The sequence below is a fragment of the Duganella sp. GW821-FHT01E12 genome (assembly GCF_059422325.1).
The window spans coordinates 163,863-185,436 of the sequence record NZ_JBWKWR010000003.1; the positions used below are offsets into that span (position 1 = coordinate 163,863).

The 21,574-nt window shown below is 67.2% G+C and carries 16 protein-coding genes; 4 read left to right on the top strand and 12 right to left on the bottom strand.

The genetic code is table 11. The annotated features are described in order from the left end of the window. The first annotated feature begins 81 nt into the window (after nt 1-81). A complete protein-coding gene (locus AC07WS_RS10690) occupies nt 82-525 on the top strand; it encodes a cache domain-containing protein (RefSeq protein ID WP_494729039.1) in 444 nt (147 codons plus the stop codon). Between the two features lie 15 nt (nt 526-540). On the opposite strand, the gene AC07WS_RS10695 is transcribed toward AC07WS_RS10690, so the two are convergent. The 3 genes from AC07WS_RS10695 to AC07WS_RS10705 are packed head-to-tail and all read right to left on the bottom strand — an operon-like array spanning nt 541 to nt 4,759. After that, nucleotides 541-2,409, bottom strand: coding sequence for a feruloyl-CoA synthase (locus tag AC07WS_RS10695; RefSeq protein ID WP_494729040.1), 1,869 nt, complete (start codon nt 2,407-2,409; stop codon nt 541-543). A gap of 14 nt (nt 2,410-2,423) precedes the next feature. After that, nucleotides 2,424-3,878 carry an aldehyde dehydrogenase gene (locus AC07WS_RS10700; protein ID WP_494729041.1) on the bottom strand — a complete coding sequence of 485 codons (1,455 nt, stop codon included), beginning with the start codon at nt 3,876-3,878 and terminating at the stop codon, nt 2,424-2,426. A gap of 47 nt (nt 3,879-3,925) precedes the next feature. Then, nucleotides 3,926-4,759: a p-hydroxycinnamoyl CoA hydratase/lyase gene (locus AC07WS_RS10705; RefSeq protein WP_486065043.1), complete on the bottom strand. Its 834-nt coding sequence runs from the start codon at nt 4,757-4,759 to the stop codon at nt 3,926-3,928. Between the two features lie 118 nt (nt 4,760-4,877). On the opposite strand from AC07WS_RS10705, the gene AC07WS_RS10710 reads away from it, so the two are divergent. After that, complete coding sequence (locus AC07WS_RS10710; RefSeq protein WP_494729042.1) at nt 4,878-5,336, top strand: MarR family winged helix-turn-helix transcriptional regulator; 459 nt, start codon at nt 4,878-4,880, stop codon at nt 5,334-5,336. A 23-nt stretch (nt 5,337-5,359) separates the two neighbouring features. Here the strand turns inward: AC07WS_RS10710 and AC07WS_RS10715 are convergent, their stop codons facing one another. From AC07WS_RS10715 to AC07WS_RS10750, 8 genes are read right to left on the bottom strand one after another with little or no spacing between them, the layout of a single operon-like run. Beyond that, the gene (locus tag AC07WS_RS10715) at nt 5,360-7,258 is read right to left on the bottom strand and encodes a carboxylesterase/lipase family protein (RefSeq protein ID WP_494729043.1); all 1,899 of its coding nucleotides are present in this window, start codon (nt 7,256-7,258) and stop codon (nt 5,360-5,362) included. Then, nucleotides 7,251-8,705, bottom strand: coding sequence for a methyl-accepting chemotaxis protein (locus AC07WS_RS10720; protein ID WP_494729044.1), 1,455 nt, complete (start codon nt 8,703-8,705; stop codon nt 7,251-7,253). Before AC07WS_RS10720 ends, AC07WS_RS10715 begins: the two co-directional genes overlap by 8 nt. Nucleotides 8,706-8,709: 4 nt before the next feature. Then, nucleotides 8,710-11,139 (bottom strand): efflux RND transporter permease subunit, encoded by a 2,430-nt coding sequence (locus AC07WS_RS10725; protein WP_494729045.1) that lies wholly within the window; start codon nt 11,137-11,139, stop codon nt 8,710-8,712. A gap of 36 nt (nt 11,140-11,175) precedes the next feature. After that, on the bottom strand, nt 11,176-12,291 hold the full coding sequence (locus AC07WS_RS10730; RefSeq protein WP_494729046.1) for a YCF48-related protein: 1,116 nt from the start codon (nt 12,289-12,291) through the stop codon (nt 11,176-11,178). Between the two features lie 15 nt (nt 12,292-12,306). Continuing rightward, entirely contained in the window at nt 12,307-13,662 is a 1,356-nt protein-coding gene (locus tag AC07WS_RS10735) for a DUF1329 domain-containing protein (RefSeq protein WP_494729047.1), read from the bottom strand. A 13-nt stretch (nt 13,663-13,675) separates the two neighbouring features. Beyond that, nucleotides 13,676-15,379, bottom strand: a complete 1,704-nt coding sequence (locus AC07WS_RS10740; protein WP_494729048.1) for a DUF1302 domain-containing protein — start codon at nt 15,377-15,379, stop codon at nt 13,676-13,678. A gap of 59 nt (nt 15,380-15,438) precedes the next feature. Beyond that, complete coding sequence (locus AC07WS_RS10745; protein ID WP_494729049.1) at nt 15,439-16,206, bottom strand: coniferyl-alcohol dehydrogenase; 768 nt, start codon at nt 16,204-16,206, stop codon at nt 15,439-15,441. Between the two features lie 18 nt (nt 16,207-16,224). Beyond that, nucleotides 16,225-17,694, bottom strand: coding sequence for a benzaldehyde dehydrogenase (locus tag AC07WS_RS10750; RefSeq protein WP_494729050.1), 1,470 nt, complete (start codon nt 17,692-17,694; stop codon nt 16,225-16,227). 290 nt (nt 17,695-17,984) lie between these two features. Between AC07WS_RS10750 and AC07WS_RS10755 the strand changes: the two genes are divergently transcribed. Next, the gene (locus tag AC07WS_RS10755) at nt 17,985-19,784 is read left to right on the top strand and encodes a sigma 54-interacting transcriptional regulator (RefSeq protein WP_494729051.1); all 1,800 of its coding nucleotides are present in this window, start codon (nt 17,985-17,987) and stop codon (nt 19,782-19,784) included. A 7-nt stretch (nt 19,785-19,791) separates the two neighbouring features. Here AC07WS_RS10755 and AC07WS_RS10760 read toward each other — a convergent pair whose 3' ends face one another. Then, nucleotides 19,792-20,283 (bottom strand): MarR family winged helix-turn-helix transcriptional regulator, encoded by a 492-nt coding sequence (locus AC07WS_RS10760; RefSeq protein WP_494729052.1) that lies wholly within the window; start codon nt 20,281-20,283, stop codon nt 19,792-19,794. Between the two features lie 128 nt (nt 20,284-20,411). Here AC07WS_RS10760 and AC07WS_RS10765 point away from each other — a divergent pair, with 128 nt between their 5' ends. Beyond that, nucleotides 20,412-21,572 carry an ABC transporter substrate-binding protein gene (locus AC07WS_RS10765; RefSeq protein WP_494729053.1) on the top strand — a complete coding sequence of 387 codons (1,161 nt, stop codon included), beginning with the start codon at nt 20,412-20,414 and terminating at the stop codon, nt 21,570-21,572. The last annotated feature ends 2 nt before the right edge of the window (nt 21,573-21,574 follow it).

Consider the following 21,574-nt stretch of genomic DNA (forward strand, 5'->3'; position numbering starts at 1 on the left):
TCGAACTGCTATAGTTGGGTTGCCGCCAATGCAGCGGCGATCGACTAATTTCGGAGACTGGGCAAGATTATGAAAAATACCATGCTAGCGGTGTTGCTGGCAGCCACCGCGCTAAGCTCCGTGCCGGCGCTGGCCGCCGACACGTCCGCCGCCGCCGTCGCCATGGTGGACAAGGGCGCCGCCTATTTGCAGAAGAACGGCAAGGACGCCCTGATCAAGGAAGTCAACAACAAGAACCCCGAGTTCATCAACGACACCACCTACCTGACGGTGCGGGCGCTGGACGGCACCCAGCTGGCCCATCCCACCAACCCCAAGCTGGTCGGCAAGAACATGGTGGTGCTGCCCGACGCGGACGGCAAGCTGTTCCGCAAGGAGATCATCGACCAGGCCAAGGCCAAAGGCAAGGGCTGGGTGGACTACCGCTACAACAACCCGAACACCGGCGAGATCGAGAAGAAGTCGACCTACTTCGTCAAGCAGGGCGACATCATCCTCGAAGCCGGCATCTACAAGGGCAAATAGCCTTGCCGGGCGCGCTCAGGCCGGGGCGACCAGCACCGACGGATCGGCGCCCGCGTACAGGGCCGCGACCAGCGCGGCGCGGCGCTCCAGCACCACGCGCTGGTTGATCGAGCCCTTGTCGGTCTGCTCGCCGGCCGTCACCGACGGCGCTTCCTCCAGCAGCAGCAGGCGTTCGACGCGCGAGGCCGAGCCGGTAGCCACGGCGTTCAACTGCGCCAGCAACTGCTGGAAGCGGCGCCGCACCGGGGCGCTGGACAGGATGGCGGCGGCATCGGCGTCCTCGCCCAGCCCGGACAGCCGCTGGCACTGGTCCATGCGCGGGAACACCAGCAAACCTATGGCGTCGCGGTCGATGCCGGCCACCACCACGTCCTGGATGTAGGGCGCGCCGGTGCTGATGACCCGTGCCCGCAGCGGTCCCACGCTGACGAAGGTGCCGCTGCTCAGTTTAAAGTCCTCGGCGATGCGGCCGTCGAACATCAAGCCCAGTTCCGGCCGCGCCGGGTCCACAAAGCGCACCGCGTCGCCGCTGCGGTAGTAGCCTTCCTCGTCGAACGCGTCGGCGGTGGCCTGCTGCGCGCGCCAGTAGCCGGGCATGACGTGCGGGCCGCGGAAGCGCGCCTCGTACTTGCCGTCCACCTGCACCAGCTTGACCTCGCAGGCCGGCGCCGGCAGCCCGACATAGCCGGCCATCATCACCGGGCCGGTGGTGAAGGTGCACGACGGCGCGGTCTCCGTCATGCCCAGGCCGGCCATGATGCGGATGCGCTGGCCGTAGCGGTTTTCGCTGACCCGCTCCAGCGCGTCCCACGCCGCCTGCGACAGGCCGGCGCCGGCGAAGAAAAACAGCTCCATCTGCGAGAAGAAGTGGCGGCACAGCTCCGGGTCTTGCTCCAGCGCGGCGGTGAGCAGCTCCCAGCCCTTGGGCACGTTGAAGAACACCGTCGGCGCGATCTCCTTCAGGTTGCGCACCGTGGCGGCGAAGTCGCGCGCGGTGGGCTTGCCGTCGTCGATGTAGTAGCTGCCGCCGTTGTACAGCGCGATGCCGACGTTATGGCTGCCGCCGAAGGTGTGGCTCCACGGCAGCCAGTCCAGCAGCACCGGTGGCTTGTCGCCGAAGGCCGGGAAGCTTTGCAGCAGCATCTGCTGGTTGGCGCACAACATGCGCTGGGTGGTGGTGACGGCCTTGGGCAGCCTGGTCGAGCCGGAGGTGAACAGGAACTTGGCGATGCTGTGCGGGCCGATGGCGGCGTTGGCCGCGTCCACCGTGCGCGGCGCGGTCGCCAGCAGCTGCGCCAGCGGCGTGCTGGCGCGGCCGGCGTCGCCCCTGCTGGTGACGATCTCCACGTCATCCGGCACCGTGGCCGCCAGTGCCGCCGCGCAGGCGCCGGCGTCGGAGGTGTACACCATGCCGGGCGTCAGGTGGCGCACGAAGTGGGTCAGCTTGGTGAAGTCGGCGTTGGGGCCGGAGGCGGCGGGCGACACCGGGCAATACGGTATGCCGGCGTACAGCGCGCCCAGCGCCAGCTGCAGGTGCTGCAGGTCGTTCCCGGACAGGATCATCAGCGGCCGTTCGGCCGACAGGCCGCGGTCGAGCAGCGCCTGGCCGACCGCGCGCGCCCGTTCCAGCATCTCGCGGTAGCTGATGCGCTGCCAGGCGCCGTCGGCACCGCGCTGCGCGGCCAGCGTGCGTTCGGGATGGTGTTCGGCGCCGCGCACCAGGCAATCGGTGATGCGGTCGGGGTAGGGACCCAGCGCTTCCTGGGACGCCAGGCGCCAGGCGCCGTCGGCGCCCGCCTCGACCCGCACCGGCGCGCTGCCGACGCGCACCGGGCGATAGCGCGACAGGTCCAGCGCCGTGGCGGTGGTGGGGAGCTGCGTCATTGCGTGCTCCCCCATCACACCGGGTAGTGGCGGTGGCCACTCTGGATGGTGATCCAGCGCAGATCGGTGAATTCGGCGATGCCGGCCTTGCCGCCGAAACGCCCGTAACCGCTGGCCTTGACGCCGCCGAACGGCATCTGCGCCTCGTCGGCCACGGTGGAGCTGTTGATGTGGCAGATGCCCGATTCGACGCGGCGCGCCAGCGCCATGGCGCGGCCGATGTCGCGGCTGAAGATGGCGGCGGACAGGCCGTATTCGCTGGCGTTGGCCTCGGCCAGCGCCGCCTCGTCGCCGTCGACCCGGATGATGCCGACGATGGGGCCGAACGACTCTTCCTGGTACACCGCCATGTCCGGCGCGATGTGGTCGATGATGGCCGGCTGCAGCACGTTGCCGTCGCGATCCGCGCTGCCGCAGACCAGCTTCGCGCCCTTGGCTTCGGCGTCGGCGATCATGCCGGCCACGCGGCCGGCGGCCGAGGCGTCGACCATGCCGCCCAACACCGCGCCTTCCGCGCCAGGTTTGCCGGCGCGCAGGCCTGCTGTCTTGACGCGCAGTTTTTCGACGAAGGCGTCGGCCACCTTGTTGTCGACGATGATGCGGTCGGTGGACATGCAGATCTGGCCCTGGTTGAAGAAGGAGCCGAAGGCCGCCGCCTGCACCGCCTCATCGAGGTCGGCGTCGTCCAGCACCAGCAGCGGATTCTTGCCGCCCAATTCCAGCACCACCGGCTTCAGATGCTGGGCCGCCTGCTGGGCGATGATGCGGCCCACCTTGGTGGAGCCGGTGAAGTTGATGCGCTTGACGGCCGGATGGGCGATCAGGCGCGCCACCACGGCGGCGGCGTCCTGCGGCGCGTTGCTGATCACGTTGACCACGCCGGCAGGGAAGCCGGCGTCCTCGAACACCTTGCCGATCAGGCGGTGCACGGCGGGGCAGATCTCGGACGACTTGAGCACCACCGTGTTGCCGCACGCCAGAGGCGTGGCGATGGCGCGCGTGCCGAGGATCACCGGCGCGTTCCACGGCGCGATGCCGAGCACCACGCCGCAGGCCTGGCGCATGCCCATGGCCATCAGGCCCGGCACGTCGGACGGAATCACCTCGCCGGCGATCTGGGTGGTGAGCGAGGCCGCCTCGCGCAGCATGGAGGAGGCCAACATCACATTGAAGCCGTACCAGCCGGCCACGCCGCCCGCTTCGGCCACGCCGGCCGCGATGAACTCGGGGGCGCGCGCCTGCAGGCAGTCGGCCGCCTTGAGCAGCAGGCGGCGGCGTTCGTTGGGCGCGGTGGCGGACCAGCCGGGGAAGGCCGCCTGCGCGGCGGCGACGGCGGCGTCGGCGTCGTCCAGCGTGGCGGCGGCGGCCACCGAGGCGGTGTCGCCGGTGGCCGGGTTGAGGCGCTGGTAGGTGGCGCCGGTGGATGAGGCCTGGTCCAGGCCTCCGATCAGCAAACGGGCTTCAAGCATGGCGTATCTCCTGTGTTGTTTTGTGGCGTCGGGCTGCGTTGCGCGTCTTATGCGCGCTTGTAGGTCTGCAGGCCTGGTTTGATGGTCTTATCGTCCAGGAACTGCTTGAGGCCCTGGGCGCGGCCTTTCTCCGGGTCGCGGTAGTTGGACTGATCGACTTTGGCGTACAGGTAGTCCTCGTTCTGCTCCCAGGTCAGTTCGCGGCAGCGCTTGAAACCGTTCTTGGCGATGCGCAGCACCGTCGGCGACTTGGCCAGCAGCTTCTCGGCCAGTTCGATGGTGGCTTCGCGCAGCTGCGCCAGCGGCACGCTCTTGTTCACCAGGCCCATGGCCGCCGCTTCCTTGCCGGTGAAGGTGTCGCCAGTCATGATGTAGTGTAGCGCCTGACGGTGGCCCATGGTGTCGGCGACCGCCTTGCTCACCAGGTTACCGGGCGGGATGCCCCAGTTGATCTCCGACAGGCCGTACACGGCTTCGTCGGCGGAGATGGCCAGGTCGCAGGCCACCAGCGGCGAGAACGCGCCGCCGAAGCACCAGCCGTTGACCATGGCGATGGTCGGCTTGCTGTACATGCGCAGCAGCTTCCACTGCCACTGCGAGCAGTCGCGGCGCAGCTTCTCCTGGTAGATCTCCGGCTTGCCGTCGTTCTCGCGGAAGTACTCCTTCAGGTCCATGCCGGCGGTCCAGCTGTCGCCGGCGCCGGTCAGCACCAGCACTTCGGCTTCCGGATCCTGCTCCAGCGTCTCCAGCACGTCGATCATTTCGCGGTTCAGCGTGGGGCTCATGGCGTTGCGCTTTTCCGGGCGGTTCAGCGTCACCCAGGCGATGCCGCCGGTGATGTCTACTTTGACGGTGGTCCAGCGCTTGTCGTATTGGCTCATTTTGGTCTCACTCTATGTTAGGTTAATATCAGGTTGCCTGATACGTGTCTTATAATATATGCTGCTTGGCCTGTAATGCAAGCGCTTTTCGAACGCTTTTTTGAACTTCCGGATCACGATGAAAAAACAAGCACCCGCCGCCGCGCACGATAAACCCAGCGGCATCGCCTACCTGATCGGCCGCATCGACCATGTGTTGAGCCGGCGCCTGCGCGACAGCCTTGGAGTGCTGGGCATGACGGCGGCCCAGTACACGGCGCTGTCGGTGCTGGACACGCAGCAGCAGCTGTCGAACGCGCAGCTGGCCGAGCGCTCGATGATCTCGCCGCAGTCGGCCAACGAGATGGTCAAGGCGATGGAGGCGCGCGGCTGGATCGTGCGCCAGGCCGACGCCAATCATGGCCGCATAATCCATCTGCGCCTGAGCGCCGAGGGCAGCGCCTTGCTGCGCCAGGGCGATGCCGCGGTGGCGGAACTGGAGCGCGCCATGCTGGCCGAACTGGGGCCGGACCAGCGCGGCGAGCTGCATGCGCAACTGCGGCTGCTGCTGCGTTCATTGAGCGCCATCGTGCTGTAAATGCCACCGGCCTGGCCCCATGTTCACGGCCAGTAGCTGGGCCGCAGCTGGCCGGTTGGGCCGGTGTAGCCGTGGACACGGGCGTAGGCCTCCAGCGCGTGCGGGGTTTCGTAACCGCCGAAGATCGACCACAGGAACATGCGGCCATACAGTTCGCAGCGTTCGCGCGGATCGCCGCGCAGCGCCGGATCGCGTTCCAGCGCGGCCTTCAGCTTGGCCAGGCTGTTTTCGTGGACCACCATGCGGGTGCCGCCATCGGCGCTGGTGTCGAACACCATCAGGCGCGGAGCGCCGGCGTCGGCGCTCCAGCGCTGCCACGCCGGCAACGCGCCGGCCGGGCCGCTGGCCGGTTCGCCGTGGCGGGCGAAGTGGGTCCAGTAGCCGGCCATGGCGTCGGAGACTTCTTTGCGGCCGGGCAGGTTGGCGGCGGTGAAGGAACGGAACGGATCGAACTCTCCATCGAGATCGCGGAATACGAAGGCTACGTCCAGCACGTGCGCGGCGCCCAGCAGCACGCGTGGCGCTATGAAAGGCACGGCGGGTTGTTCATCCCAGTCGAAACGGTAGGTCCAGACGTCGCGGTGGCCCGACGCCAACATGGCGTCGGCCGGTTCCAGCGCGCCGGCGGCCTGCCACAGCGCGGACATGTAGGCGGCGTGGCGCTGGTAGCGGGCGCGGTCGCGCATCAGCGGGATGCTGCCGAACAGCATGCGCACGTAGTCGGGATTGTTCGACATGAACAGCTTGTATTCGTCGCGGTTGGTGCCGATGATGACCGGCACCGCGTTGTAGCGGGCGCGGTCGGCGAATACTTCGGCCAGCGGCATGGCCGGCAGCACGTGGCCGTCCTGGATCACGCAGGGCGCGTCGTAGAAGCTGAGCGCACCGGGCGTGATGGGCGCCAGTAGCGCGGCGGCGGGCAGGCCGCGCACGTAAGCGGCGATGTCGGCGTCCGGCATGGATGCAATCAGGGCCTTGGCGGCGGCGCGGTCTGCGGCGCGGCCATCGCGCTGCAGCCATAGACACAGCAGCTCGCGCGAGCTGAGGGCGTGGCCGGGCTGGGTGTCGTCCGTGTAGTTGCGGGCCTGCGCCGGCGAGTAGCTGACCGCCAGCGGCGACTGCAGGATGGCGCGGTGGAACAGACCCTTGGCCAGGGGGCTGGCCAGCAGCGTGTATGCATTCAGGCCACCGGCCGATTCGCCGAACACCGTGACGTTATCGGGATCGCCGCCGAAAGCCGCGATGTGCTCGCGCACCCATTGCAGCGCCGCGACCAGGTCCAGTGTGCCGAAATTGCCGGAGCGGTCGGCGGGTTCGTCGTCGTCCTGCGCCAGCTCTTCGAGGCTGAACCAGCCGAGGATGCCGAGGCGGTAGTTGGCCGACACCACGATCACTTGATCCTGGCCGGCCAGGTTGCGCAGCGTGGTGTAGGTGGCGGAGGTGCCGGCGGTGTTGGCGCCGCCGTGGATCCAGAACATCACCGGCAGTGCGGCGTTGCGCGCTTGTTCGGGCGTCAACCGCGGCGCGAACACGTTCAGCGTCAGACAGTCCTCGGAGCCGGCCACCTGGCCCCATACCGCCGGCGGCAGTTCCAGCGTGGGGCCGCCCAGTTGCAGCGCCGGGCGTCCGAAGGCCAGCGCTTCGCGTACGCCATCCCAGGCTTGCGGTGGGCGCGGCGCCTTCCAGCGCAAGGGACCAAGGGGCGGCTGGGCGAAAGGGATGCCCAGCCAGGCGTGGGTCTGGTGGCGGTCCTCCAGGCCCACCACGTGGCCCAAGGCGGTGTGGCGCAGGGATTCAGGGGCAGGCATCACGGCGACTGCGGGTCCGGCTTCGGCGCGTGCCGCTGCCGTGACGCGGCGGCGCCAGAGCAGGGCGGCGGCCAGCGCCGCCGCGATTGCGGCAAATAGCAGGATGTCAGGCATGTTGTGGCTCCTCGTGGTGTGAACGTGTCGGCTGCGGAAGGGACGGCGCAGGATGAGCTGCCGGATCGTCCAGTTTGAAGGCGTGCACCAGGCGCGCCAGCTCCGCGGCCTGTTGGCGCATGCCGGCGGCGGCTTCGGTGGTTTGTTCGACCAGGTCCGCGTTCTGTTGCGTGGCCTGTTCCATCGCCTGCAATGCGGCGCCGGCCTGTTCGATGCCGGCCTGCTGCTGGACGCTGACGGTGGCGATGTGGCCGATGATGATGCTGACCTGCCGCACACTGTCGACCACTTCGTTCATGGTTGCCCCGGCGCGGGCTACCAGCCGGTTGCCGGCTTCGACCTGCGTCACCGAGTGGCCGATCAAGGTGCGGATTTCGCGCGCGGCGGTGGCGGAGCGGTGGGCCAGGTTGCGCACCTCGCCGGCGACGACCGCGAAGCCTCGTCCCTGTTCGCCGGCGCGTGCCGCTTCCACCGCCGCGTTCAGCGCCAGGATATTGGTCTGGAACGCGATGCCGTCGATGACGCCGATGATTTCGCCGATGCGATGGGCGGAGCCGGTGATGGAGTCCATCGTCCGGATCACTTCCGCCGCCACCTTGCCGCCATCGCGTGCCACCGTGCTGGCGTTGGCCGCCATTTCGGTGGCTCGCTGTGCGTGGCCGGCGTTGTCGCGGACGGCGTCCGCCAGCTGTTCCATGCAGCCCGCAGTGGCGCGCAAGGAGGCGCGCTGGCCGGTGCTGCGCGCGGCGAGGTGCTGATGGCCGCCGGCGATGGCGACGGCCGCTCCGGCGATCCGGTCGGTGCCGCGACGTACCTTGCCGACCATATTGGACAGGTCGGTGCGCATGGTGTGCATCGCGTACAGGAGGCTGCCGGCGTCGCCGCTTCGCAGCGTGACGTCGCCGGCCAGGTCGCCGGCGGCGGTGCGGCCGGCGATGCTGACGGCGTACGCAGGCTCGCCGCCCAGCTGGCGGCGCGTCTGGACCGGCAGCAGCCGGTCCACCAGCAACTGGTAGATCTGGTCGGACTCGCTGCCCATCGCCAGTTCGATGGCCTGTGCGATGGGCGTCTGGGCCGCCGCATTTTGCTGGCCGATTTGCGCCAGCAGCGCGGTTTCCTCGGAGGTGGCGAGCAATTGGCGCAGCTGGTGTTCGGCGGCGGCATAACGTTTGGCCTGGTCCTGGATGCGCAGCGCCTCCGGCTGCAGGTAGGACAGGGAACCGATCAGCGCCATGTTACGCAGCGCGATCATGCGTTCGTACACCGTGTCGCGCATTTGCGTGGCGAGCCGGGTCTTGACGTTGCCGACCTGGGTTATCTGGTCGGTGCGCTGGCGCATCTGCGCCATATTGCCCAATCCAAGCGCGATGACGGTGGCCAGCAGCGCCAGGATCAGGCCAAAGCCCAATCGCAGGCGGGCACCGATGCTCATGTCGGAGATATTCATGGCGTCAGTGGCTTCCTGCCACGGCGCGTTCCCGCACCGGCGTTGCTGCTGCGTGGCGCGGGGTTTTCCCCGGCATCAGGAAGTGCGCCAGCGCCGGCACCAGTACCAGCGCGCCCACCATATTCCAAAGGAACATGAAGGCCAGCAGGATGCCCATGTCGGCCTGGAATTTGATCGGCGAGAATAGCCACGTGGCCACCGCCACGGCCAGCGTTACGCCGGTCAGGATCACCACGCGGCCGGTGAAGCGCAGCGCGTGCAGGTAGGCGTCGGACAGGCTATCGCCAGCGCGCATGCGGGTCAGCATCACGCTGAGCACATACAGCGCGTAGTCCACGCCGATGCCCACGCCGAGCGCGATCACCGGCAGTGTGGCGACCTTGACGCCCATGCCCAGCACCACCATCAGCACCTCGCACAGGATGGACGTGAGCACCAGCGGCAGGATGGCCACCACCACGGCGCGCCAGTTGCGGAAGGTGGCGTAGCACAGCAGGATCACCGCGCCGTAGACCCAGAACAGCATGTCGTGCATGGCCTGCTTGACGACGATGTTGGTGGCGGCTTCGATGCCGGCGCTGCCGGCGGCCAGCTGGAACTGCACCTCCGGCGTGTTGTTGGCGGCGGCGTAGGCTTCGACCGCGTCGATCACGCGGGTGAGCGTGGCGGCCTTGTGGTCCTTCAGGTAGACGTACAGCGACAGCAGCGAACAGCTCTGGTTGAACAGCTCGCGAGGCGCGCGTGTCTGCACCGCGCCCAGCGCGCCGGCGTTGGGGATCAGGTCATACCATTTGAAGTTGCCTTCGTTGTAGCCGGTGGTGGCGAGTTTGCTCAGCGCGGCCATCGAGTTGGTCGAGTCTACGCCGGGCAGCTGCTCCAGCTGCCACGCCAGCGTGTCCACGCTGGCCAGCGTGGCGTAACGGGTGCACTGGTCGGGCGCGGTCCTGATCATCACCACCAGGATGTCGGAGCTGGCCGCGTAGTTGGCGACCATGAAGCCGTTGTCGCGGTTGTAGCGGGAATCGGCGCGCAGTTCCGGCGCGCCGGGATCGAGGTCGCCCACCTTCAGGTTAAGGCTGTACAGGTAGCCCAGGCCGCCCAGCAGCACGCTGGCGGCCACCGTGGTGGCGGCCCAGCGGCGCTGGGTGAAGCGGTCGAGGAAGGTCCACAGCCATGGTTGCGCGCCGTCGCCGGCGCTGTCGGCCTGCAGGCTGCGCGCGGCGGCTTTGGCGCTCACGCCGGTGTAGGACAGCAGCACCGGCAGCAGCACCAGGTTGGTGAAGATCAGCACCGCCACGCCGATGCTGGCGATGATGGCGAGATCCTGGATCACCTTGATGCGGATGCTGACCAGCACCGCGAAGCCGACCGCGTCGCACAGCAGCGCGGTGAGTCCGGCGGCGAACAGCCTGCGGAAGGTGTAGCGTGCCGCCACCACGCGGTGCGTGCCGCGCCCCACATCCTGCATGATGCCGTTCATCTTCTGGGCGCCGTGGCTCATGCCGATTGCGAACACCAGGAAGGGCACCAGCACCGAATAGGGATCGAGCTCGTAATGCAGTGTCGCCAGCAGACCGCACTGCCACAGCACCGCCACCAGCGAGCAGACCACCACCAGCGTGGTGCTGCGCCAGCAGCGCGTGTACCAGAACAGCACCCCGCCGGCGATGGCGATCGCCAGCAGGAAGAACATCAGCACCTGCTGCAGGCCTTCGATCAGGTCACCGACGATCTTGGCGAAACCGGTGATGTGTATGCGCACGCCTTCCTTCTGGTACTTGGCGCGGATCTGTTCCAGCCGTTCCGACAGCGCGCCGTAGTCGAGCGCCTGGCCGGTCTGCGGATTCTGATCCAGCAGCGGTACGAAGACGATGCTGGACTTGAAATCCGCCGCCACCAGCTGGCCTATCTCGCCGGAGCGGGCGACGTTGGCGCGCAACTGCGCCAGGCTGGCGGAGGAGCCGTCGTAGCCGTCGGGGATGACGGTGCCGCCGTCCAGGCCTTCCTCGGTGACGGCGGCCCAGCGCGTGCTGGGCGTCCACAGCGATTTCATAAAGGGGCGGTCCACGCCCGGCAGCAGGAACAGTTCATCGTTCAGGCGTTGCAGGGTGTCGAGGTAGGCGCGGTCGTAGATGGTGCCGCCGCCCGCTTCGACGGCGATGCGCACCGAGTTGCCCAGTCCATTCAGGTCGGCCTTGTTGGCCAGGTAGTTCACCACGTAGGGATGGGCGCTGGGGATCATCTTCTCGAAGCTGGCATTGAGCTTGATGCGCGTGGCCTGGTAACCCAGCAGGATGGTCGCCAGCAGGCAAAGCAGAATGACCAGCGGCCGGTGGTTGAACAGCGCGCGTTCGCCCAGGTTGCCCGAGCCGGTGTCGAAATCCTGTAGCCGCTTTACCACCGGCTGTTGTTCTAAGTCTTGATCTGTGTGCATGATGTTCCAGCCATATTCGTATGTAGGGGAAGGGCGTTAGCGCGCCGCTGCCGGCGGCGCGACCCGGCGCAGGCCGCGCAGCCCGGCCACGACCAGTGCGCCGTCGCGTGCCTGCGCGACGGCGGCCAGCGGCAGGGCGGGCGGCAGCGCGCCACCGGCTTGCGTGGCGAAGCTGCGGCCCTGGTCGCGGCTGAGCAGCACGTCGCCGCCTTGGCTGACCAGCACCAGCGTGCCGTCGGCCAGCTCGGCGCCGCCGGCCAGCGAAGCCTGGATGCCGGTTTCGACCTTGCTCCAGCTGGCGCCCTGGTCGCCGGACCAGTAGGCGTTGCCGCGCAAGCCGTAGGCCAGCAGCGTGCCGCCGCGTGCAGCCAGCAGTCCGAAATAGCTGCCTTTGTACGGCGTGGCGAGCGCGCTGAAGCTGGCTCCCTGGTCGGTGGAGCGCAGCAGCAGCCCTTGTTCGCCAACCAGATAAAGCGCGCCGCCGGCGCCGCGCATGCCGTACAGGTGCAGGCCCTTGGGGTTGGCGACATGCCGCTCCCACGGCTGCCAGGTCGCGCCGCCGTCGCCGGTCTTGAACAGCAGGCTGTAGGCGCCCAGCACGTAGCCGTTGCGCGGGCTGTCGAAGTACAGGTCGAGGAAGGGCTTGTCCGGGCCGTCGTCCACCAGATGCTGGGCGTCTGCCAGCGCGCGTGCCTGTTCCGGCCCGGTGACCTCGGCCGCCGCCCGCAGCGCCAGCGCGGCGGCCTGGATGCCGTCCAGCTGCTTGCTCCATGTGGTGCCGCCGTCGGCGCTGTGCAGCACTACGCCTTGATGGCCGACCGCCCATCCTTGTTTGGAGTCGATGAACTGCAATGCCGTCAAGCTGACGCCGACCGGAACGCTGGCCTGGCGCCAGGTGACGCCGGCATCGTCCGAATACAGGATGATGCCGCGTTCACCGGCCGCCACCAGCCGCTGGCCGGCGGCGGCGATGGACAGCATGGCCGCGTTCAGCGCCTTGGGCGTGACCAGGGCCGGCTGCGTCAGCGCCAGAGGAGCTGTTGCCGCTCCGGTGGCGCCATCGGCGTGGGCTGCCGGCACCAGTGCGCACGTCGAGGCAAGCAACGCCGCCAGCGCCGTGCGGCGGGCCGTGCTTGGATTCAGAATGTTCATCGAACGCCCCTTCACTTAGCGCGAGCCCTGGTTGGCCAGTTCCTCGGGGCCGAAATAGCTGGCCGGCAGCCGCGCGATGGTCTTGTACTGCGTGGCGAGGTCGTTGGACGCCTCGTTCAGCAGATAGGCGCCGGTCTGCACGTTGTACGTGCCCCACATGACGTTGCCCACCACGGCCGGTACGTCCGGCGCCAGCAGCGTCAGTGTGTAATTGCCGCGCCAGATCTGGCCCTGTGCGTCATAGCCATCAACCATGATGATCTGCCAGGTGTCTTCGTCCAGGTAGTAGCGGCGTTTGGTGACGACGTGGCGCTTGCCCGGCATGAGGCTCGCTTCCACTTCCCACACGCGATGCAGCTCCCACCGCACCAGATCGGGATTGAGGAACTGCGGGCCAACCAGGTCGCTGATCTTGGCGGCTGCGGCACGGTTGTTGTTGTACGGGATGTACATCTCCTTCTTGCCGACCAGTTTTAACTCGTGGTGGTCGATGGGGCCGAACAGCATGAACGCTTCGTCGAACAGGCCGATGCCGGAAGTGACCGAGTCCGGCGTGTCGTAGGAGACCGACGGTGCGCGCCGCACCCGGCGCTGGCCCACCAGGTACTGCCAGATCGCGCGCGGCTGCGCGTCGCTGATGCCGTCGTGGACCAGGATGCCTTCGCCGGCCTTGGACGCCGGCGCGCGCGTGATCAAACGGCCGAACTGGTAGATGCCGTCGAATTTTTCCAGGCTGCCGTCCTTGAAGTAGTAGGGCCGCATGATGGTCTGTTCGGCCTCGGTGGCGGTGGCGCGCTTGCCGTCCGGCGTGACGATGGTGGTCCGCAGCGGGAACACGGTGGTCTCGCCGGTCCACGCCAGGCGGTGGTTCATCATGGCTTCGTAGCCGGTCTTCGGAATCGGGAACGGGATGCCGCCGAACGCGCCTTCCACGCCGAAACCGCCGTCGATGGACTTGGCGCGGGTGGCGTTCTTGAAGGTGTTCTCATACACCCAGGCCGGCGCGCCGCCGGTGCGGTGGGTCGGGTAGATGTCGATGCGGTAGGTTGGATACTTCTTCAGCAACGCCACGGTGGCGGCGGACAGCTTGGCCGCGTACTGGTCGACGTTCTTGCCAGTGATGGCCAGCGTCGGCTTCTCGGCGGCGAAGGGATCGGCGCGGAAGTCGCCGGGCTTGAAGCCGGCCGGCACCTTGGCGTAGACGCCGTCCCAGGCCGGGATCGTGCCGTCCTTGTTGCCGGCCTTTTCGGCGCCCAGCGGGGTCAGGGTGGAGTGCAGCTTGGCCGCTTCGTCGGCGGTGACGGCGGCGCCGGCGTGCGGCAGGGCGAAGGCCAGCGCCAGCGCGGCGGCGAAAGTCAGGGTCGTCTTCATTATAGTTTTTTCCTTAGAATGCGCGTTTGATGTTGAACGAGATGTAATCGCGGTCTGCCAGCGACTGGGCGAAGCTCAGGATGGGCGTGTTGGTGGCCGGATTATTCTTCAGGAAGATGCCGGTGCCGCCGAGGAAGCGCACGTAGCTGATGCCGAACTTCCAATCCTGGTGGTAGGTGGCGTTGACGCCGATATTGAAGTCGCCGCCGTGCGAGCTGCCGCCGTTGAAGTTGAATACGGCGCGCGAGCGGCCGTCGATGTTGTAGCCGACGCCGACGGGGATCGACAGGTCCAGGCCGTCGATCACCTGGTAGTAGGCCGGCTCGAAGATCACGCGCGCCGAGGTGGCGTCGCGCGTGGTGTTGGGATCGAGCGAGCCTTGCCAGGTGACGCTGGTGGCGCGGTTCCACGCCAACTCGCCCAAGAGCGAGGCGCCCTGGAAGAACGGATTGGTTGGCATCACATAGATCGCCGACAGGTTGACGTGGGCCGTATTGCCGACGGCGTAGGCCGGATTTCCGCTGTTGTCGGCAAAGACGCCGGTGCCGGCGCGCGACAGGAAGTTGGGAGTTGGATCGCTGACCAACGGCGTGTTGCGGCGTACCGAAACCTCGGCCGCCACGTTCGCGCCCAGCAGCACGGTGCTGGCGCTGGCGCCAAAGGTGCGGATGCCTTCCGCGTACACGGCCCGCACGGTGGATGGCGCGCCGGGCGGGAAGCCGGGCGCGAAGCCCAGGTAGAAGTAGGGCGTCTTGTCGTGGTAGCGCGCGGCGTAGAAGCCGTATTCGACGTCCGAGCCGGCCGGCGAGAACTTGACTTGCAGGCCGCCCTGGCCGGAGTTCTTGGCCTTCATGTCCGGCTGGGTGTAGAAGGCCGGCGCTCCGCTGTTGGTCGGCGCGACAAGGAAGGCGCTGCTGCCGGCACCCGCCGCGTCGTAGGAACTGAGGTAGCTGCCGACGCCGGGAATCTGCGTTGGACGCCATTCGAACTGGTAGTAGCCGCCGATCGACACGTTGGGCAGCACCTGCAGCTGGCCCGAAACCTGGTTGACCGGCCGCAGGATCTCCTTGAACTGCGCGCCCGGAACGCTGAGCAGCTTGACCAGGTCGACCGGTCCCTGCGCGTTGGCGATGCCGTTGGCACCGAAGAACAGGCTCTCGCCGTATTGCAGCGTGTGGCGGCCCACGCGCACGGTGCCCGGCAGCTCGCCCAGCGATCCCTTGGCGAAGACGAAAGCGTCCAGCAGCTCGGCGTTGCGGCCGTGGAGCAAGCGGGTGCCGTCGGCGAACTCGTTGCCGGCCTTGCCGGTCAGCGTGGCGGCGTTGCTGGAGTAGGAGGCGTTGTCGTTGCTGCGGTTGTAGGATGCGTCGTACCAGGCGGCGGCGCTGATGCGCATGCCCAGGTTGCGGGTGCCGGCGTCGAACTCGGACAGCCAGTCGATGCGGCTGGAGACGATGCCCTTGCGGCGGAAGTTCTGGTTGCCGTCGTCGATGTTATAGCCGGTGAAGTCGGCGGGGCCGGACGATGGATAGCCGCCCGCCAGCAGGCGCGCGTCGGCGTCCTTGAGGCGATAGGCGCCGCTGTACTTGAAGGTGTTGTTCCAGCTGATCTTGAGTTCGGGATTGGCGGTCTCGAACTCGTATGCGTGGGCGGCCGGCAGCGCGGCCGCCACGGCCAATGCCAACAGGGTTGGACTCAGGCGTTTGTTCGCTTGCATGGTTTGTCTCCTCGTTTTAGTTTTATGGCCGCTCACGCGCGGCCGGGCGGATGACTACATCAGATAAAGGTCGAAGCCAGTCCTCCATCCACGGGCAGGTTGATGCCGCTGATCCAGCGCGATTCGTCGCTGCACAGGAAAGCGATAACGGCTGCCACTTCGTCGGCGTAGGCGGGGCGCTTCATGCGGTGGGCGTCACGCTGCACGCGCTCCTCGCCCAGCATGGAGACGAAGTCGCCCAGGATGGGCGTGAAGACCGGGCCTGGCGCCACGCAGTTCATGCGCACCGAATGCTGCATGAACCATTTCTGCGATTGGACGTAGCTCCAGACGATCAGCGCCTCCTTGAAGTACTGGTAGCAGGTGTCGGCCGGCACAGGATGCGCGTCCAGCCATGCCCGGCCTTCGGTGAAGCCCCGTACGGCGGCAAGCTGCTTGTGCAGGTCCAGCCGCTCCGCCCATTCCGCGCCCAGGATGGAGGCGACGTTGACGATGGAGCCGCCGGCCGGCATGCGCGGCAGCACGGCCTCGGTCAGGTGGCGCAGGCCGAGGTAATTGACCCGCGCCAGCAGCGCAGGATCGGCGGTGCCGGGTACGCCGGCGATATTGCACAGCGCATCCACACGCCGCGGCAGCTGGGCGACGGCGGCGTCGATGCTGGCGGTCTGGCCCAGGTCGACGGAGATAAAGCCGTCCAGCGTCAGGCCTGGCTCGGTGCGGTCCATGCCGATCACGGTGGCGCCTTCGAAGCGCGCCAGGCGCGCCACTTCGGCGCCGATGCCGGATGCGGCGCCGGTGACGACGATGGTCTTGTTACGTAACTTCATATGGTCTCCTTGTTGTCGTTAGAAGGGATAGCGCGGCGCTTCGGTCTTCACCGTGAGCCACTGCCATTGGGTGAACTCGTCCCAGTCGGCGCTGCCGCCGTGGCGGCCGCCGTTGCCCGAGGTGCCGCCGCCGCCGAACGGCGCGTGCGCTTCGGCCAGCACCGTCTGATCGTTGATGTGGGCGTGGCCGGCCGGTACGCGGTCGACGATGAACATGGCGCGCGCCAGCGTCGGCGTGATCACGCCCAACGCCAGGCTGCCGGTGGTGGCGGAGGCCAACGCGATGGCTTCCTGGTCGGTGTCGAATACGGTGACCGAGGCCACGGGGCCGAACAGCTCTTCCTCGAAGCAGCGCATGCCGGGGCGCACGCCGGTCAGCACGGTGGGCTGGTAGAACTGGTTTTCGTAGGTGCCGCCGGCCAGTAGGGTGGCGCCTGCCGCCACGCTGTCCTGCACGATGGCGTGTACGCGCTGCACCTGCCGGGCGTTGATCAGCGGCCCAAGCGCCACCTTGCCGCTCATCGGATCGCCCACCGGTAGCTGGCCGGCCTTTGCCACCAGGCGTTCGATGACGGCGGCGGCGATGCCGCGCTGGAGCAGGATGCGGCCCGAGGCCATGCAGATCTGGCCCTGGTGCAGGTAGGCGCCCCAGGCCACGTTGGCGGCGGCGATGTCGGGGTCGGCGTCGTCGAGGATGATCAGCGAGTTCTTACCGCCCAGTTCCAGCGACATCTTCTTCAGGTTGCGGCCGGCCAGTTCGCCGACGCTGCGGCCCACGGCGGTCGAACCGGTGAAGGCGATCATGGCGATGTCGGGATGGCTGCACATCGCCTGTCCCGCTTCGGCGGCGCCGGGCAGCACGTGCAGCACGCCTTTGGGCAGGCCGGCCTCCTCGAAGATGCGGGCGATCAGCACGCCGCCGCTGACCGGAGTTTGCAGATCCGGCTTGTGGACCACGGCGTTCCCGGTGGCCAGCGCCGGTGCGATCGAGCGGATCGACAGGATCAGCGGGAAGTTGAACGGCGAGATCACGCCGACCACGCCGTGCGGCATGCGCCGGGCGATGCTCATCTGGCCGCTGGCGGAGGCCAGCAGCTGGCCCTTGGGCTGGGTGAGCATGGAGGCGGCTTCCTGCAGGTGGGCGCTGGCTTCGCGCAGTTCCAGGTCGGCCTTGGGGCGGATGGCGCCCGTTTCGCGAACGATCCACGTCGCCAGTTCGTCGTGGTGTTCGGCGATGACGGCCGCCGCCCGGCGGAAGATGGCTGCGCGTTCTTTGTAGTCGCTGGCGGCCCACGCGGCTTGCGCGGCGCGGGCCAGCGTGGCGGAACGGGCCACGTCGTCGGCGTCGGCCAGGCCGATGCGGCCCAGTTGTTCGCCCGTTGCGGGTTCGGTGAAGGTGTGGACGCCGCCGTGGGCCGCGATCCAGTCGCCGGTGAAGATGCGGCCTTGCCAGATCGATGGACGTAAAAGCGCATTCGCGTTGGTCATGCTGTCTCCTTTGAATGATGGGTGGTGGGGAAGTCAGCCTCCTTGCACGCTAGTTGCATGAAGGTCTGCTTGCCGCTCTTGCCTTAGCTATTACAAGTTGTGTGCCAGCTCGTTGCACGGTGTCGCTATTGCGGCGCACCATGCGACGCCCGTGCTGGGCGTAGCGCCTGTGCGCACAGGCCTCGCGCAGCGCAGTGCAGCAAAAAAGAAGAGGCGCCGGCGATTGATGAAATGATCAAATGGGAGAACTGCCGATGTATGATTTGGTAAAAGACGATGAAAGTGGAGACATGAGCAAACCCCCTCGCGTATCGCTGGCAGAGATGTCACGCGTCAGCGGCAAGATGCTGCAGCACGGAGACAGCCAGCACCTGAAGGCCGGCGCCGCGCCAACCCTGGACGACCTGACGCAAAGCCTGCACTTCTCGCCCGGCGATGGCCGCATCTGGCTCAACGGCCAGCGGATGCAGCTGCTGCATCTGACGTCGCTCGGCGCGCTGCGGCGCGAACTGCTGGAGAGCATAGGCCCGGAACGCACGCGCGGGCTGCTCACGCGGGTGGGCTATTCGGCCGGCGCGCGCGACGCGCAGCTGCTGCGCGAACGCTGGCCGGACGCGGAGCCGGGTTCACTGTTCGCCGCCGGGCCGCGCATGCATTCGCTTGAGGGGGCGGTCAAGGTCGAGCCGCTGCATTTCGAATTCGACTTCGAACGCGGCACCTACCATGGCGAATTCCTGTGGCACCACTCCAGCGAGGCCGAGGTGCACGCGGCCGATTTCGGCATCGGCACCGAGCCGGCCTGCTGGATGCAGACCGGCTACGCCATCGGCTACACCAGCGCGATGATCGGACGATTGACCATCTACCGCGAAATCGAATGCACGTCGATGGGCCACAAGCACTGCCGTCTGATCGGCAAGCCGGCCGACGAATGGGACAACGTGGAAGAAGACCTGCGCTTCCTGAACGCTGAATCGTTCGTCAGCACCACGGCCTACGGCGGGCCGGGCCAGCACCAGCAGGCGGCGCCGCTGCCCGGCGACGACGGACGCGCATACGGCGAGAAGGAAATGGTGGGCGTGTCGTCGGCCTTCAACGCGGCCTGCCACATGCTCAAGCGCGTGGCGCCGACCGCCGCCACGGTGCTGTTCACCGGCGAATCGGGCGTGGGCAAGGAGCTGTTCGCGTACATGCTGCACCAGATCGGCGCCCGCAAGGAGCAGCCCTTCGTGGCGGTGAACTGCGCGGCGATTCCCGAGACGCTGATCGAATCCGAACTGTTTGGCGTGGAGCGCGGCGCCTTCACCGGCGCCAGCCAGTCGCGGCCCGGCCGCTTCGAGCGCGCCTCCGGCGGCACGCTGTTCCTCGACGAGATAGGCACGCTTAGCCTGGTGGCGCAGGGGAAGCTGCTGCGCGCCCTGCAGGAGGGCGAGATCGAGCGGGTAGGGGGCGTGCGCAGCGTGAAGGTGGACGTGCGGCTGGTGGCGGCCACCAATGTCGATTTGCGCGAGGAGATCCGGCAGGGGCGCTTCCGCGAAGACCTGTTCTTCCGCCTGAACGTGTTCCCCATCCGCCTGCCGCCGCTGCGCGACCGGCGCGACGACATCCCGCTGCTGATGGGCTACTTCATGCGCCACTACGGGCAAAAGCACCAGCGCCGCGTGACCGGCTTCACGGCGCGCGCGGTCGATGCGCTGCTTAACTACCACTTCCCGGGGAATATCCGCGAGCTGCAAAACCTGGTGGAGCGGGGCGTGATCTATGCCGACGAGGACGGGCCTATCGATTTGCCGCATCTGTTCACCAGCGGCGAGGAGTCGCAGACTTCATACTTTTCGCTGGCCCAGACCGGGCGCCTGACCAGCCATGAAGCGCCGGCGGCGCCATCGGGCGCCTTGCTGGACGTACTGCCCGACATGCTGCGGCAAGCCTCGGACCAGGGCCAGGACTGGTCGCTGGATAATCTGGAAAGTACGCTGATACTGGCGGCGGTCAAGCGCGCGGACGGCAACCTGTCGGCGGCGGCCCGCATGCTGGGGCTCACGCGGCCGCAGCTTTCCTACCGCATGAAGAAGCTCCAGCGGGGCTGACGCGCGGTCAGTCCAGGTAGATTTTCTGCAGCAGCTTGATGAGCTGCGCGCGCTCGGCGTCGGTCAGCGCCGACGTCGCATCCGTTTCCAGTTCGCTGGCGGTCTTTTCCGCCTTGGTGCACATGGCCAGGCCCGCCGGCGTGAGCGCCAACGTCTGCGAGCGCCGGTCCAGCGGGCTACGCTGGCGCAGCAGCAACCCCCGGTCCTGCAGCCTGTCGAGCAGGATGGCGAGGTTGGGCGGTGATACGTTCACCGCATCCGACAACCGCTTCTGGTTGATGTTGGGATTCGCCTTGAGCAGACTCAGTACGCTGAAATCCACCGGCCGCAACTCGTACTTCGCCATCCGCTTCTCGAACAGCGGCAGGATGTTGATGTAGGCGCGACGGCAGTTATAGCCCACCAGTGCCTGCAGGGTGCTCTGGTCCAGCGGCTGCTCGGCCGCCTCCTGGACGGCATCGATGAGTTCAATCTTCTTTTTCTTGGGCTGGGTTGTCATGTCCGGATTCTAGCAAAGAAGCGCTGTCCGGGCCATCCTGATGCTTGCAATGTCCCGAAAATGCGTATAGTCTATAATCATTATAAAACATAACTAATTATCTCAACACCATCCATCGAGGAGACACGATGAAACGCAGCGTACTTACCGCCGTACTGTTCACCGCATTAGCAGCAGGCGGCGTTCAGGCCCAGGAACCGATCCGCGTCGGCGTCATCGCCGCGCTCACCGGGCCGTTCGCCAACACCGGCAAGCCGTTCGAGGACGGCATCAAGACCTATATGCAGCAGTATGGCGACCAGGTGGCCGGCCGGAAGATCGAAATCATCTACCGCGACGACGGCGGCACCAATGTCGACCAGTCCAAACGGGCGGCGCAGGAGCTGATCACGCGGGAACATGTGAGCTTCCTGATCGGCTTTTCGCTGACGCCGAGCGCCATGGCGGTGGCGCCCATCGCCACCCAGGCCAAGATGCCGATGATTGTAATGAACGCCGTCACCAACGGCATCACCTCCAAGTCGCCGTACATGCTGCGCACCAGTATGACGATGCACCAGATGACCGGGCCGTTCGGCGCCTGGACGGCGAAGAACAAGATCGGCAAGGTCTACACGCTGGTCAGCGACTACAGCACCGGGCTGGATGCGGAGGCGCGCTTCACCAAGGAGTTCAGCGCCGGCGGCGGCAAGGTGGTGGGTTCGGCGCGCGCGCCGCTGGCCAATCCGGATTATTCTCCCTTCATCCAGCGCATCAAGGATGAAAAACCGGATGCGCTGTTCTTCTTCGCGCCCGGCGTGGAGGACGGCATCGGCCTGCTGAAAGCCTTCAGCGACAAGGGGCTGGACAAGGCGGGCATCAAGTTCCTCGGCGTAGGCGACATGACCAGCGAAACCCCGACGCTGGAAGCGCTGGGAGACCGCGCGCTGGGCGCGGTGACGGTGCTGAACTACGCGCCCACGCTGGACAATGACGTCAACAAGGGCTTCCTGAAAGCCTACGCGCAAGCCAATCCGAACCGGCCGCCTGCCACCTTCGTCACCGTGGCGGCTTACGACACCATGGGCATGATCTACGAAACTGTCCGCAAACTTGGCGGCACCGTCACCGGCGACAAGGCCATGCAGGTGCTGGCCGGGATGAAGCGCGACAGCCCGCGTGGGCCGATCAGCATCGACCCCGCCACCCGCGACATCGTGCAGAACATGTACATCCGTGAAGTGAAGAAGGTCAACGGCAAACTGGTGAACGAGCCGATCGCAACGCTGCGTGACGTCAGCCCCAACTAAGG